14 protein-coding genes are annotated in these 13,688 nt (G+C 55.0%); 4 read left to right on the forward strand and 10 right to left on the reverse strand.

Translation table 11 applies throughout. From position 1 onward, the window contains the following. Window positions 1-178: 178 nt before the first annotated feature. Window positions 179-1,195: an isocitrate dehydrogenase gene (locus tag FDY98_RS24465; RefSeq protein ID WP_027958043.1), complete on the forward strand. Its 1,017-nt coding sequence runs from the start codon at window positions 179-181 to the stop codon at window positions 1,193-1,195. A gap of 25 nt (window positions 1,196-1,220) precedes the next feature. On the opposite strand, the gene FDY98_RS24470 is transcribed toward FDY98_RS24465, so the two are convergent. After that, window positions 1,221-3,431, reverse strand: coding sequence for a heavy metal translocating P-type ATPase (locus FDY98_RS24470; RefSeq protein WP_035537837.1), 2,211 nt, complete (start codon window positions 3,429-3,431; stop codon window positions 1,221-1,223). Window positions 3,432-3,499: 68 nt separating this feature from the next. Between FDY98_RS24470 and FDY98_RS24475 the strand changes: the two genes are divergently transcribed. Continuing rightward, window positions 3,500-3,979 (forward strand): MerR family transcriptional regulator, encoded by a 480-nt coding sequence (locus FDY98_RS24475; RefSeq protein ID WP_022522335.1) that lies wholly within the window; start codon window positions 3,500-3,502, stop codon window positions 3,977-3,979. A 7-nt stretch (window positions 3,980-3,986) separates the two neighbouring features. Here the strand turns inward: FDY98_RS24475 and FDY98_RS24480 are convergent, their stop codons facing one another. Further along, a complete protein-coding gene (locus tag FDY98_RS24480) occupies window positions 3,987-4,763 on the reverse strand; it encodes a ZIP family metal transporter (RefSeq protein ID WP_027958045.1) in 777 nt (258 codons plus the stop codon). Window positions 4,764-4,936: 173 nt separating this feature from the next. On the opposite strand from FDY98_RS24480, the gene FDY98_RS24485 reads away from it, so the two are divergent. Both FDY98_RS24485 and FDY98_RS24490 read left to right on the forward strand, forming a co-directional pair. Further along, entirely contained in the window at window positions 4,937-5,506 is a 570-nt protein-coding gene (locus FDY98_RS24485; RefSeq protein ID WP_027958046.1) for a sigma-70 family RNA polymerase sigma factor, read from the forward strand. A gap of 22 nt (window positions 5,507-5,528) precedes the next feature. Continuing rightward, entirely contained in the window at window positions 5,529-5,726 is a 198-nt protein-coding gene (locus FDY98_RS24490) for a zf-HC2 domain-containing protein (protein WP_223828130.1), read from the forward strand. Window positions 5,727-5,896: 170 nt separating this feature from the next. Here FDY98_RS24490 and FDY98_RS24495 read toward each other — a convergent pair whose 3' ends face one another. The 8 genes from FDY98_RS24495 to FDY98_RS24530 form a co-directional block, all read right to left on the reverse strand. Next, on the reverse strand, window positions 5,897-6,547 hold the full coding sequence (locus FDY98_RS24495; protein WP_022522333.1) for a peroxiredoxin: 651 nt from the start codon (window positions 6,545-6,547) through the stop codon (window positions 5,897-5,899). A gap of 224 nt (window positions 6,548-6,771) precedes the next feature. Further along, entirely contained in the window at window positions 6,772-7,809 is a 1,038-nt protein-coding gene (locus FDY98_RS24500; RefSeq protein WP_027958047.1) for a CNNM domain-containing protein, read from the reverse strand. Between the two features lie 98 nt (window positions 7,810-7,907). Beyond that, on the reverse strand, window positions 7,908-8,519 hold the full coding sequence (locus tag FDY98_RS24505; RefSeq protein WP_027958048.1) for a LysE family translocator: 612 nt from the start codon (window positions 8,517-8,519) through the stop codon (window positions 7,908-7,910). A 161-nt stretch (window positions 8,520-8,680) separates the two neighbouring features. Beyond that, window positions 8,681-9,148, reverse strand: coding sequence for an S-ribosylhomocysteine lyase (locus FDY98_RS24510; RefSeq protein ID WP_022522331.1), 468 nt, complete (start codon window positions 9,146-9,148; stop codon window positions 8,681-8,683). Between the two features lie 33 nt (window positions 9,149-9,181). Further along, window positions 9,182-9,529 carry a putative quinol monooxygenase gene (locus FDY98_RS24515; protein ID WP_027958049.1) on the reverse strand — a complete coding sequence of 116 codons (348 nt, stop codon included), beginning with the start codon at window positions 9,527-9,529 and terminating at the stop codon, window positions 9,182-9,184. Window positions 9,530-9,590: 61 nt separating this feature from the next. Further along, a complete protein-coding gene (locus FDY98_RS24520) occupies window positions 9,591-10,268 on the reverse strand; it encodes a haloacid dehalogenase type II (RefSeq protein ID WP_027958050.1) in 678 nt (225 codons plus the stop codon). A gap of 129 nt (window positions 10,269-10,397) precedes the next feature. Then, window positions 10,398-11,831 (reverse strand): aspartate aminotransferase family protein, encoded by a 1,434-nt coding sequence (locus FDY98_RS24525; RefSeq protein WP_009287349.1) that lies wholly within the window; start codon window positions 11,829-11,831, stop codon window positions 10,398-10,400. 140 nt (window positions 11,832-11,971) lie between these two features. After that, entirely contained in the window at window positions 11,972-13,468 is a 1,497-nt protein-coding gene (locus FDY98_RS24530; RefSeq protein WP_027958051.1) for an NAD-dependent succinate-semialdehyde dehydrogenase, read from the reverse strand. Window positions 13,469-13,688 lie beyond the last annotated feature (220 nt).

The following is a 13,688-nucleotide window of genomic DNA, read 5'->3' on the forward strand; positions in this document are numbered from 1 at the left end:
AGCCGCGGCATTCTAGCAGCAATTAGCGCTCTTTGCACCCGCGCTACACCCTTTGCAGGGTGCCCTCTAGATTCAATTTGGCGTACCATTGCACTCGAAAATGATGTCTTATCAAGTCCCAACTATTTACGTTGAAGCGGCATACGCAACACACTTGTCGCTCAAAGAGGAGCAGCACATGAGCCAATCTATTGCAGTCATCAAGGGCGACGGTATCGGTCCCGAAATTATGGAGGCCACGTTGCGAGTACTCGACGCCTTAGATTGTGGCTTAATCTACCAGCACATCGACGCTGGCTTAGGCGCCCTGGAAAAGCATGGGACGCTGATTCCCCAGGAGTCGTTGGATGCCATCGAGAAATACGGCATTGCGCTGAAGGGCCCGCTGACCACGCCGATTGGCAAAGGCTTCTCCTCAATTAACGTGCAGCTACGTCGTCACTTTGACCTTTATGCCAATGTGCGCCCGGCGATTAGCTTCCCCGGTACCCGCTCGCGCTACGACGATATTGATATGATCACCGTGCGCGAAAACACCGAAGGCGCGTATCTTTCCGACGGCCAGGAGATGATAGACGACGGCGATACTGGCATTTCGGTGATCAAAGTAACTCGCAAAGGCTCCGAGCGCATTGTGCGCTACGCCTTTGAGCTGGCCAAAAACAACGGTCGCAAAAAAGTCACCGCGGTACACAAAGCCAACATTATCAAAACCAGCTCGGGTTTATTTCTGGACGTAGCGCGGGAGATTGCCAAAGAGTACCCCGAGATCGAATTCCAAGAGATGATCGTCGATAACGCCTGCATGCAGCTGGTAATGAACCCACATCAGTTTGATGTGGTGGTCACTACCAACCTGTTTGGCGATATTCTCTCTGACCTTTGCGCTGGCTTAGTCGGCGGTTTGGGTTTGGCTCCAGGGGCGAACATCGGCGAAAAAGCAGCGATCTTTGAAGCTGTGCATGGCTCAGCGCCGGATATCGAAGGCAAAAACATCGCTAACCCCTGCGCCTTGCTGCTCGCCGCAGCACAAATGCTTGATCACCTGGGCATGACAGAGAAAGGCACCGCCATCCGCCAGGGTATCCGTACCGTGCTGGAAACCCGCCGCGATATGGTCACCCCCGATATGGGCGGCACTGGCTCTACCGACTCCTTCGCCCAGGCGTTGGTTGAGTACGTACAGAGCCACTAGTCGACTCTTTCTAGCTGATCGCTTTCTAGCCAATTTCATTAAAGCGGTAACGCAATAAGTACAATGCATTGAGGGTGACCAGCACGGTCGCCCCAGTGTCAGCCATTACCGCGACCCACATCCCTGTAATCCCCAGCACCGTAGAGACCAAAAACAGCGCCTTGAAGCCAAGCGCCAAGGCCACGTTGGTTTTTACATTGCGCATGGTCGCCCGGGAAAGTGCGATCATCTCGGCTATCCCACCTACGCGGTTTTTAAGCAGCGCGGCGTCGGCGGTTTCAAGCGCCACATCGGTACCGCTACCCATGGCAATACCCACTTCTGCCGCTGCGAGTGCTGGTGCATCGTTAATACCATCGCCCACTTTACCCACTGGCCCAAGCCCTTGCGCCTGCCACTCGCGCACGCGCTGGGCTTTATCTTCCGGCATCAGCTCGCCTTCTGCTTCAATGCCCAACTGTTCACCAATGGCCGCCACGGTGCGGGCATTATCACCGCTGAGCATCACGGCTTGCACACCTAGGCGCTCTAACGCTTGAAGACCTTCGCGAGCATCTTCACGGGGTTCATCACGCAGAGCGATTAGTCCTAATAGGCGCTCACTTTCTATCCCGTCCTCTCCTTCTATCCCTCTTTCTATCAGTACGGCCAGGCTTTTGCCCTGCGCTTCCAACGCCGCAATACGGGCTTTTATCTCACCGGTGTGCTGGGTGAAAGATTGTAAATAGCGCGGGCTCACCAGCATTAACTCACGTCCTTCGACATGTCCGGCAACGCCCTGCCCTGCTAGCGCACGAGCACCTTGCACAGTAGGTACCGAAGCCCCCTCCTGCCGGTCATAATAGTCACTGATCGCCACAGCGAGGGGGTGGCTCGAGCCCTGCTCCAGAGCGGCAGCAAGACGCACTATCTCAGCGCAACGGCTTTTATCAAGACGGCTACCAGCTTCAAGGCTCTCTACATCCGTCACGGTGGGTTTGCCCGCGGTTAGCGTGCCGGTTTTATCCAGCGCGACCCGCTTGAGTTTGCCTAACTGCTCTAATACCGCACCGCCTTTCATCAGCAGACCGTTGCGAGCGCCCACCGATAACCCGGCTGCAATGGCCGCGGGCGTCGAAATCACCAGCGCACAGGGGCAAGCAATAAGCAGTAGCGCTAGGGCGCGATAGATGGATTCCGACCACAGCATCGTCGATACCAGCGGCGGTACGATAGCGACCAGCAGCGCCACCCCGACGACCGCAGGCATATAGTAAAACGCAAAGCGGTCAATAAAACGCGCCACCGGTGCTTTGGCCGCCTGAGCCTCCTCCACGAGCTTAATCACTCGGGCGATGGTGTTGTTTTCAGCGCTGCGGGTTACCTCAACTTCAAGCACGCCATCCAGATTGACGGTGCCAGCAAATACTGACTCGCCTTCGCTACGCTCCCGTGGCACCGACTCACCATTCACAGGCGATTCATCAATCGAGGAGTGACCGGCAATAATTTGCCCGTCACAGGGCAGACGGTCGCCAGGGCGTACCTGCACTCGTTGCCCCGGCACCAGAGACGCGGCAGCAACTTCCCGAGCTTCGCCCTGCTCCATCAACCGCGCAGTAGAGGGAGTCAGCTTGGAAAGCGCCGAAATACTGCGGCGCGCCTGAGCGGCGGCAACGCCTTCCAGCATCTCCCCCACTGCAAATAGAAACACCACCACTGCCGCTTCAGCGGCGGCGTTTATCGCCAGTGCCCCTAGGGCTGCGATGCTCATCAGCATTTCAATGGTGAAAGGGTTACCCATCTTAAGCGCCTGCCAAGCACGCTGAATAACCGGCACAAGACCAACGACCGTTGCGGCGATGAACGGCCAACTGCCCAGGGTGGGCCAGGCGAATTTAAGCCCCCAGGCAAGCGCCAGCAATACACCACTGACAATCACCAAACGCCCTTTAGGCGACTGCCACCATGAGGACGACTTTTCCGATTCAGTTGTGTTCACCGACTCATCGATTACCTGGTAGCCCAGAGCCGTGATCGTTGACTCAATATCGGAATGTGGCAGGGTCTTACCGGGCGGTGCGGTTAATCGCACCGAGCCGGTGACAGAACTCGCGGAAACATGTTCAACATGGTTTAAACGATTTAGCGCCGCCTCAACTTTACGTTCGCAGCCACCGCAGTCCATACCTTGCACGCGCAGGGTGGTCGGCGACGGAGAAACTGCAGAGGTTTTAGCCGGTGTGGTCGTACTCATCGCTCTTTGCTCCAAGTTAGTCTATCTTAGGAGCAGCGTAATACCTGTAGTCACTAGAGGTTCAAGTAATGAAAGATCAAACCCCTGAGCCAACTGCCACTGAGCGTTATATCGGCATTGGTGAGCTGGCACGCGAGTCCGGCTGCAAGCCAGAAACGGTGCGCTACTACGAACAGATTGGGCTACTGCCTTCAGCACCGCGCAACGAAGGCAATCAGCGGCGCTACACTACTGCTGCTATCCGCCGTTTGACGTTTATTCGCCATGCGCGGGATTTTGGCTTTTCGGTGGAGGCAGTCCGGGAGCTGTTACAAATGGCGGATTACCCCACTATGCCCTGCGAAGAGGTAGACACGCTAGCGAAGCGTCACCTAGCCGAGGTCGAGGCACGACTTGCACGACTCACCTCGGTACGCGATGAGCTCAAACGCATGATCAATCAATGTGCGGGGGGCAATGTTGGCCAGTGCCATATTATTGACGTACTCAGCGACCACCGGTTGTGCCATCAAACGGGGCCTCACGGTGGCGCGGATGTCATAGGTTAACGCGCAATTAACCCAGCCACACATCCAAGAACAGCATAATCACCAGCCCCATCGCCAAGCCAAAGGTGGCTTTTTTCTGGTGCCCGCAGCGGTGGGTTTCGGGGATGATTTCGTGGCTGATCACGTACAGCATCGCGCCGGCGGCAAAGGCCAGGCCCCAGGGCAGCAGTATTTGGGAAACGCTGACAATACTGGCACCAAATAGCCCGCCAACGGGCTCGATTAGGCCGGTTAGCGCAGCAATCGACCAGGAGCGCCACTTTGAGTAGCCCTCGCCCATTAAGGCGACCGCAACGGCGAGTCCTTCTGGCATGTTCTGTAAGCCAATACCGATCGCCAGGGGCATACCGCCCTCTAACCCATTGGCCCCAAAGCCAACGCCCACTGCCATGCCTTCCGGCAGGTTGTGGATAGTAATCGCAAACACAAACAGCCACACCCGGCGAAGCGATGCAGCCTCCGGCCCTTCACGGCCCTGGGCAAAATGCTCATGGGGCAGATGCTCGTTAAGCAGCGCAATCGCGCCCATTCCTAACAAAATAGCCGCACAAACAATCGCGGCAGGCACGGGGCCACCGGGATAATAGATTTCCGCAGCTTCAAGCGCTGGAATAATCAGCGAAAAGAATGACGCTGCCAGCATTACCCCCGCCGCAAAACCTAACGCCAAATCACGAAAGCCACGGCTAGGCGTTTTACCTAGCAGCACCGGTAGCGCACCTACCGCCGTCAACAATCCAGCAATTAAGCTGCCCAAAAACCCTAATAACAACGTATTTTCCATGGACAGCATAAACTCGGTTGGCATTCAGAAAGGCATCAAAGAGAACGACACGTTGTTGTCTAACGTGGTATCAACACGTACTTTAACGCATTAATGCCTAATGAATAAATAACGATGGTTTTCATTAGCGCGATGTCAGTAGTGCGCCTTGGGAACATTAAAAGGGGATTCTCGTGCCTCATTCCGCTACGTTCGCCGCCGCCCACTTTACCAAGCTACGACCCCGCTTAGTGGCCTTTGCGCGCCTGCAGTTACGCGACTCTACCGCCGCTGAAGATGCTGTACAGGAGACCCTGCTCACCGCCTTTGAGAAAAGCGCCACCTTTGAAGGGCGCTCCGAGTTCGAGACCTGGGTATTTGGCATATTAAAATACAAAATTCTGGATCAACTGCGTCAACAGCGCCGTCAAGGTACTTGGCAACCGTTAGGCCTGGACTTAGATGACGACACCCTTGACCGTCTATTTCAACAGAATGGTCACTGGCAAAGCGCTGCCCGCCCCAGCCACTGGGGAGAGCCTGAGCAGGTGTTAGAAAACCAGCGTTTTTGGCAAGTATTTGATGCCTGCTTGATAGCCTTACCGGAGAATATCGCACGCGTATTTACCTTGCGTGAACTCATGGGGCTCTCCACCACAGAGATCTGTAAGGAAACCGGCATTACTGAAACCAACTGCTGGGTCATCTTACACCGTGCGCGTTTACGGCTAAGAGAGTGCTTGGATCATGGTTGGTTAAATTAGCTGAGGGGAACCTGATATGCTTATGTGCCGCGAAGCCACGAGGTTGATGTCTTTAAAACAGGACAAAATATTAACATTGCGTGAAAAGATGGCTCTTCGTCTTCACCTGTCGATGTGCCGGGATTGCCGTCACTGCGCCCGCCAATTTGATCTGTTGCACAACATTAGCGACCACCACCCCGCCTCGCGAATCTCTTCCCGCAAAACGCTAGACGATTAGCTTTTTCGGCTAAGTGCTGCAAACCACTACTCTCTCCTGCTTCGCTTCTCCGTCAGCGAACTCCTACGTACGCCCGACAAAAACATTGTATAGAGTCCACTTGATGGCCCATGCAAAAGCCAGCGCATAGGCGCTGGCTTTTCGCTTTTTACACTATTCTACTAACGCAATTAACGCAGTGGCGTCTTACGCAGGTAAGGCAGAACCGTTTCATACTCGCCATACTTCTGCTTGGCATCGGCGTCAGAAACGCTAGGCGGAATAATCACGTCCTGACCTATCGTCCAATCAGCTGGGGTGGCAACGCCGTGTTTCGTCGTGGTTTGCAATGCATCCAGGGCGCGTAGGATTTCCGCAAAGTTACGCCCTACGGTCATTGGATAGGTCATGGAAAGCTTCAACTGCTTATCCGGCCCGATAATAAACACCGAGCGCACCGTTGCGCTGTCTGCTGGCGTGCGGCCATCGGGCAGGTAGGCATCTTCCGGCAGCATGTCATACAGCTTTGACACCGTAAGACCGTCGTCGGCGATGATCGGAAAATCGACTTCGCTGCCGCTGACGGTTTGGATGTCATTGCCCCAGCGTTTGTGGTCTTCAACACCATCCACGGAAACACCGATTACTTTGGTGCCACGTTTCTTCCACTCTGCGCTCAGCTGCGCGACGGCACCGAATTCTGTCGTGCAAACCGGGGTAAAGTCTTTAGGATGCGAAAACAGGATCGCCCAGCTGTCGCCAATCCAGTCATGAAAACGAATCGGCCCTTGGCTCGTCTCCGCTTCGAAATCGGGCACGACTGCATTAATACGTAATGACATGCTTTCCTCCTTAATGGGCGTTAGACGCCCTAATAGCTTATTTGACTTTCAACACCTTCACTATAGATCATTTAGCGCTAAGACAGCGAGTCGTAGTACAACGTTCCCTCGCTCTGCCAAGCGTAGTCTAACGGTGTAAAAGCCTGAATATAAATGCCTGTAAAAGCAGAACGGCGCCCCAAGGCGCCGCTTTAAATCAACAACAGAGAGCACCTTCTTTGGGATTACTCGGCTGCTTTGGCAGCTTTATCTTCCCGTTTAACCCGCTTGATCCACTGCTGTTTAGCATAGTGGCGTAGATTGGCCACATTGTCGGTCTCATCGACAATATCTTGCCCCAGAATGGTTTCGATAATGTCTTCTAACGTGATTAAACCTACAAAAGTGCCATGCTCGTCGTAGACAACCCGCATGTGCAGGTGATCTTTTAGCATAGAGGTGAATACCTGCTCGATGTTATGTGAGACGTCCACGCTGCCAATCGGATGCATCAACTCGCGCATCGTTTTGGCATCGTCAGCGTGGTACATATCTGCTTTATGCACATAACCAAAGGCCTGCTCACCGTTGTCCATCACTGGGAAGCGCGTAAACGGTGCTTTGCCATACTGCTCATCGAACGTTTTCACGGTCATGTCAGGCAAAACGGTTTCACACACCGTGCGCGGCGTCATCGCTTTGCTGACGACGATATCGTGCAAGTTGAGCATATTGATAATGGTGCGCGACTCGTCCTCGTCCAGAACCTTCTCTTCCAGGCCGACGCGGGCAAGTACTTTAATTTCATCACGCAGATCGACGTCATGCTCTGACTTACCTAGCCGGCGGGTGATCTGCTCCGACATCCAGATAAAAGGCAGCAAGCCAATGATCATCGGGTTTAACAGGCGTGGCAAATACGGTGACAAGCCGCGCCAGTACGTCGCGCCTATGGTTTTAGGAATAATTTCCGACAGTATTAAAATCGCCATTGTCATTACTGCCGAAACGATGGCAATAGAGGCTTCGCCAAACACGACCGCCGCTTGAGCCCCCACAGCAGTTGCACCCACAGTATGGGCAATCGTATTGAGCGTCAAAATAGCGGCTAGGGACCGGTCGATATTAGCCTTCAGGCGCGTAAGCGAGGCGTGCAGCTTGGGGTTGTCTTCTTTCTGCTTAGCAATATAGCTGGGTGTAATTGAAAGAAGCGCCGCTTCAAGGATGGAACATAAAAACGAGAACGCGATTGAAAGGGTAGCAATCGTGATTAGGAGGAACATGAGGGCCTAGAGTGATGGGTTGTACCCAGTTTATAGGGGCATCATAAGCGGAAGTCAATGGTTCTCTATCGTGCGCTCGCCACCACGCAAAGCCGCATTCATGGGCGCAGCGGCAACGCAGCCCCGATGGCAACGAAGATGCCGCCGCAAGTGCGATTGAAGCCGCGGCCAACACGCTTCAGCCAGTGGCGAATGCGGTTAGCCATATTGGCGAGCAGGCCTTCAACCATACATTCAATAGCCACAAAGGTGCCTGCCAGCACGAAATATTGCAGCATCAAACTGCGCTGTGGGTCGATAAACTGAGGTAGAAAAGCGCTAAAAAATAACAGTACCTTGGGGTTGGTAACCGATGCCAGCACCCCCTGGCGGTACAGATGCCACCCGCTCGCTTGGCTTGCGCTCACATCCACCTCGCCCGTAATCGGCGGCGAGCGCCATACCTGGATGCCCAGCCAAATAAGATACCCCCCACCGACCCATTTCAGCACTGTTAACCACACCACCGACGACTTAAGCAGCGCACCAATGCCAAACATGCACAGGGCAATAATCAGCATAAATCCTGTGGCGCCGCCTACGATGGTAAACAGGGTTCTACGGCTGCCATGTAGCGCGCCGTGGGTCAGCGCCAGCAGGCCGTTTGGCCCAGGCGAAAGCGAAAGGCCAAGGCAGGCGATTAGGTATAAAAGCCACGTGTCCAACAGCATAGTAACGCCTCCCCCATGAAAAAATGCTTTCAATGCGCCAGCATGTCACTGTTGGTCGGCGTTTTCCATTCGTTAAAGCACGCTCAATAAAAACGCCTCCCCTTTGCTATATGTAACAAGGGGGAGGCGCCGTCTAACGACCTTTTGCTGCCACATAGCGCTTAGGCGAACACTTCAGTCCACTCACTACGCTTGGCCAGTAGGCCTTTGGCCAATTCTTTAGCGCCTTCCAGGCTGTGGCTGGCGGCCCAGCCGCACTGCATCTCGTTGCAGGCAGGTACTTCGGTGGCTTCTAGCACATCGTTCAGGGTTTGTTCGATGATAGTGATCACACCGTCGTAGTCGTCGTGGTTAATCATTGCGATGTAGAAGCCGGTTTGGCAGCCCATGGGGCTGATATCGACCACTTTATCGGTGTGATTGCGCGACAGCTCAGCCATCAAGTGCTCAAGGGAGTGCAGCGCCGGCATCTCCATATGCTCTTTATTGGGCTGGCAGATACGCAAGTCATATTTATGAATACGGTCGCCGTTCTGGCCTTCTTTAATATCGGCTAACCGAACGTACGGGGCTTTTACCTTGGTGTGATCAAGGTTAAAGCTCTCGACGTTCATCTTTTTATCGGTCATGTTGGCTCCTTTATCACTGAAACCTTGATTCGCTTAAACCTTGGGCGCGTCAAAATTCCATGGTTCGTCGGTATAAACACACACGTTGGCATCTTCGATATCGCCATCCGGCGCTTCAACGTGCTTGGCAAAGAAGTCTTGAATCTCTTTGCGCTGACAATGGGCTTCAAACTCTTCGCGACTGGCCCAGATTTCATGAAAAACAATCGGATAACTGGTGCCCTGGGCGAAGGGGTTATCAATCTGCCGGGTTACGGTGTAGTGAATGCACGCATCTTCCCGGTGGGTGTTCGGCTCTAACGACTGAAGCGCTTTGAATACCGCTTCTTCTTTGCCAGGTTTGGGCCTAAAACCGGCAACACAGTAAATTTTTTCTGACATGGTCATCTCCTAAGTCGTTAAGCGTACGTCATTATGCGGCTTGTCGACGTAGGTTAACAACCTAGCGGATTATGCGCTCTGCCAATGCTTCTAGATCGGTAACCGTCATATCCGGCTCGACACCCCAAGGGTCGAAAGGGGCGTCGGAACTGCGCCGTATCCAGGCACTGCGTAGGCCTGCGTGGGTGGCGCCAATCACATCAAAAGGGTTACTGGAAACCAACCATGTGTGCTCGGGGCGTGTCTCTAAGCGGCTACGCAAATGCGCGTACACTGCGGGGTCTGGCTTAAAGCGTTTTACCTCATCGGCGCTGATTACATCGTCCATATGGCTCTCAACGCCTGCTCGAGTGAGTAACTTGGACACGGCATCTGCTGTGCCGTTCGAAAACGCCACGCAGCGTATGCCCGCTTCGCGAAGCTGATCGAGCGCAGGCACTACATCGTCAAACGCGGGCAGCTCAGCATACACCGTCATCAGATGATCTTGGTCATTATCCGAAAGCCCGGTTTGCAGTGCACGGTCAATAAAAACCAGCGCTTCGCGGGTGCACTCCGAGAACGGCACGTAAGCCCCCATCAGGCCGTGGCGAAAGCTGTACTCAAGCTGCTTATCGCGCCAGCGGCGAGCAAATTCGCCAGCTTTGGAAGCATCCGTTAGGCGATGTTCGAGCTCAACGGTAACGCCTTGGGTATCGATCAGCGTACCGTATACATCGAAGGCTAAGACCGGTTGCATCGTTGGCTACTCCTTAACTTTCAATTGATTGTGACCTGAGTTCAGCTTATATCTTTAGCATAGACGACACCTTCAATAACAAAAGCGCCGCTGCACAGGCAGCGGCGCTCAGAAGACTACGACACTCGGTCAGACCGTAAACGCGGCCTCTTTTTCACCGCTTTTCAGGTCGCCAGAGCGCGTAAGCTCATCGGTAACCCGGTCAATGGCGCGCTTGGCGCGGCCAATCATCTCGTCCACTTCACCACGATTAATGGTCAGCGGCGGCGCAAAGCCGAGAATATCGCCTTGCGGCATGGCCCGGGCAATCAGGTTCTCTTCCATGGCGGCAGCCGCCACGCGAGGGCCGACTTTAAGCGCCGGGTCGAAGTGCAGGCGCTGCTTGGCATCCGGAGAGAACTCCAGTGCCGCCATCAGGCCTACACCACGAACGTCGCCCAGCAGCGGATGACCTTCGAAATTGGCTTTTAGCTGCTGCTGGAAGTAAGCACCGGTTTCCGACGCGTTACCCACCAGGTTTTCACGCTCGATGATATCCAGGTTGGCAAGCCCTGCCGCACAGCCCAGAGCGTGGCCAGAGTAGGTCCAGCCGTGGCCGATGGGGCCATACTCACCGGTGCCCTGCTCCAGCACCTGCCACACCTTCTCGCCAACAATCACGCCGGAGAGCGGCTGGTAGGCGCTAGTTAAGCCCTTGGCGATGGTGACCAGGTCAGGCTTCATATTGTAGTGGTGGCTACCGAAGTCAGAGCCGGTACGGCCAAAGCCACAGACCACTTCATCGGCAATCAGCAGCACGTCATACTTCGCCAGCACGCTTTGAATGGCATCCCAGTAGCCTTCCGGCGGCGGTACGATACCGCCAGTACCCAGTACCGGCTCACCGATAAAGGCGGCCACGGTATCCGGGCCTTCTTCCAGAATCATCGCTTCCAGTTTCTCAGCGCAATACGCAGAGAACTCCAGCTCGGTCATGCCGTGCTGTTCGGCGGCACGCAGGTAGTAATGCGGCGCTTCGGTATGGCGAATGGTATCGATGGGCAGATCGAAGTGGTCGTGGAATGCTTTCAGGCCGGTCAGCGAGCCCGAGGCAATGCCCGAACCATGGTAACCACGCATACGTGAGATAACCTTTTTCTTCTGCGGACGGCCCAGCACGTTGTTGTAGTAGCGTACGATCTTGAGCTGGGTTTCGTTGGCATCAGAACCCGACATGCCGTAGTAAACCTTGGACATATTCATCCCGGCGATTTTTAGAATACGCTCGGAAAGCTCGATCTGCGGCTCGTTGGAGTGACCTACGTAGGTATGGTAGTAAGAGAGTTCAAGTGCCTGCTTATAGATCGCCTCGGCGACTTCGGTGCGCCCGTAGCCGATGTTGACGCAGTAAAGCCCGGCAAAGCCGTCGATAAATTCGCGGCCGTCCTTATCCACGATATTGATGCCTTTGCCGCCGGTAATCACGCGGCCCGGCGCATCGCCATGGGCGAAATCGCGCAAGTGGGTAGAGGCGTGGAAAGTGACTTTACGGTCGCGTTCGATCAAATCCTGATGCAAGCTCATAGTGTTCTCTCTGTACGGTAAACCTCCCCAGTCAGCGGGGAGGTGCTTTATTCATTAATGATGAACTTATTTTTAGGCACCTAACGGTGCCTTCGCCCGGCCGAGCCGGCCTCCCACAAGGCCAACTCAAGTTCCCGGACTTAACTACCCGATACTGAGCCCAGCGCGCCCAGGCAGTAATACTTCGTTTCCAGGTATTCATCGATACCCGTGGCACCGCCTTCACGGCCAAGGCCAGACTGCTTCACGCCACCAAAGGGAACCGGCGGGCCGGTCATCTTAACCGAGTTAACGCTGACCATGCCGTACTCCAGGGCGCGCATCAGCTTCCAGATGCGGCGAATATCGTGGGTATAGATATACGCCGCCAGGCCGTACTCAGTGTCGTTGGCCATTTCAATCACTTCGTCGTCGGTGCTATAGGCGGTGATCCCGGCCACAGGCGCGAAGTTCTCTTCCCGCCACACTTTCATCTGCGCCGTCACGCCGGTCAGCATCACCGGCATAAAGAAATTTTCCCCCGGTGCCTGGCTTTGATCACCACCCACCATCTTGGCGCCTTTGGAAATGGCGTCATCGACAATCGCGGCCGCCTTTTCTACCGCCTGACGGTGAATCAACGGGCCAAGGTCTATCTCACTGTGGAGGCCATTGCCCACGGTAAGCGCCGCCATACGCTCGCTGAAATGCTCTACGAATTCATCGTGGATAGATTCATGCACCAGAATGCGATTGGCAGCCAGACAGTCCTGCCCAGCGGTTTGGAACTTGGCGTCAATGGCCGCAAAGGCCGCCTCTTTGGGATCCATATCGGGCCCAACAATAAACGGCGCATTGCCCCCCAACTCCAGGGAGAGCCGCTTGACGGTATTAGCGCTCTGCTCAATCAGCAGACGGCCCACGCGGGTGGAACCGGTGAACGACAACGCCCGAATACGCGATTCGGCGCAGAGAATCTTTGAGACTTCCGCAGGATCGCCCAGCACCACATTGAAAATCCCCGCGGGAATCCCAGCACGCTCGGCCAGCTCCGCCAGCGCCAACGCCGAGAAGGGCGTTTCATTGGCGGGTTTGACGATCACCGGGCAGCCCGCTGCCAGCGCCGCCGCAGCTTTGCGGGTAATCATCGCCAACGGAAAGTTCCATGGCGTAATCATCGCCGCGATTCCCACCGGCTCTTTAATGGTACCAAGTGATGCGTTGGGAATATGGCTGGGGATGGTTTCGCCATAGGTACGCTTACCCTCTTCGGCGAACCAGCGCACGAAACTGGCACCGTACTGCACCTCCCCACGGGCATCGGGCAGCGGCTTACCCTGCTCCAGCGTCATGATGGTCGCAAGGTCTTCACGGTTGGCTTGAATCAGGTCATACCAGGCCAGCAGGCGCTCGCAGCGCTCATCGGCGCGTAGCGCCCGCCACTGTACAAAAGCGGCTTCAGCGGCATCTACAGCGGCGGTTATCTGCTCGGCTTCCAGCAACGGGATATGACCAATGGCTTCATTGGTAGCGGGGTCATAGACAGCCTCTTCGCGACCGCCTTCCCCGTGAGTCCACTTACCGTTCACGTAGGCGTACTGCCGGAACAGACGCGGATCTTCCAGGCGCTTGGCGAGCGTGGTCGATAGTGTGGTCATGGAACCTCCCCCTCAAATGCAGTCTGGCTAACCGAGCGCTGCAGTCACTGTGTGGCATTGTCAGCAAGCGCTGATTAGCCTTGCCGTCGAATGCCCACAGGTTAACGGAGAGGAGCCACGAAGTGTTTTTGAAAACCGAGACTTATCACGCGACTTTTTTTGTCAGAGAGCGTTTGGCAGTGCTTTTTTTTGGTGGGCTTACGATAGGGGGCCAAAAACT

The organism is Halomonas sp. PA16-9, from assembly GCF_009728585.1.
Classification (GTDB): domain Bacteria; phylum Pseudomonadota; class Gammaproteobacteria; order Pseudomonadales; family Halomonadaceae; genus Vreelandella; species Vreelandella titanicae.